The organism is Arthrobacter sp. Y3225116, from assembly GCF_059091245.1.
Genome location: NZ_JBNHGL010000484.1, coordinates 1 through 949, shown reverse-complemented (window position 1 = coordinate 949; position 949 = coordinate 1). Strand labels below are relative to the sequence as shown.

The window sequence follows — 949 nt, the reverse complement described above, 5'->3', positions numbered from 1 at the left end:
ACCGGCGTCCCGCGCCGCGAGTTCGGCGGCGGCCAGGTCGTCGTCGGCGAGCCCGGCCAGTTGTGCGCGGTCGGTGATATGTACCGCGGCGGCATTGCCGGCGGCCAGCAGTTCCCGCGAGTACTCCGCGTCCAGCTCCGACAGCTCCACGTTCATGGCGCGCAGCCGCTCCTGCTCCGCCGGGGGAAGCTGGGCGCCGGCCCGGCGGAACTTCTTGCGCAGCTCGGTGAGCAGGCGCAGGTCTTCGCCCTCGAGGCCTTCGGCGGCTTCGTCGAGAGCCGAGACTCGCCGGTAGAGCGCCGCATGCAGATAGATGTTGTCACGGTGGGCGGCCCGCTGCGGGGCCATCCGCTGCTGCAGCTCCATCACGTCGTCGGTGGCGTCGGCGGCGGCGAAGTTGTCCAGCACGGCGCTCACCCGGTACAGCGTGCGCCCGGACCGTTCGAAGGCGACGGCGGTGTTCTCGAACGTCGCCGGTGCCGGATTGGCCGCGATCGCCTCGACTTCCGCCAGCTGCTCGCGGAAACCGGCCTCGAACGCTTCCGGATAGTGTTCGGGACGGATCGCGGCGAAATCGGGCAGCTCATAGGGGAGGAGACTGGGTTCCAGGAAGGGGTTGGCCATGCCACCACTCTGCCACGGGCACCCGGTGTCCCAGCCGTACCGGCCGCGGGCACGCCGACGCGCCGCCGTGAGGCACGGCACGACCGGACTTACACTTGCGGCATGAACAGGCAGCCGCCCGAGGGCCCGACGGGTTCCCCGGTGCGGAAACCGGGCAGACGCCTTCACCGGGCAGCGGTGTCGCGGACTCCCGCAAGGGCGGCGGCGTTGGCCATCGCGGCCCTGCTGCTGGCCGGCTGCGGCCCGGGGCGGGAGGCCGTCGGACCGCCCGTCACCGGCTCGGCGGCGGCGCCGGCCCCGGTGCCCTCCGGATCCGGCCCGCCGG

Annotated in this window: 1 pseudogene; it reads right to left on the bottom strand. The window is 73.1% G+C overall.

The window, feature by feature from the left end:
- Positions 1 to 624: pseudogene (locus AC5RV2_RS18480) on the bottom strand (M3 family metallopeptidase); the annotation flags it as partial.
- Positions 625 to 949: the final 325 nt, after the last annotated feature.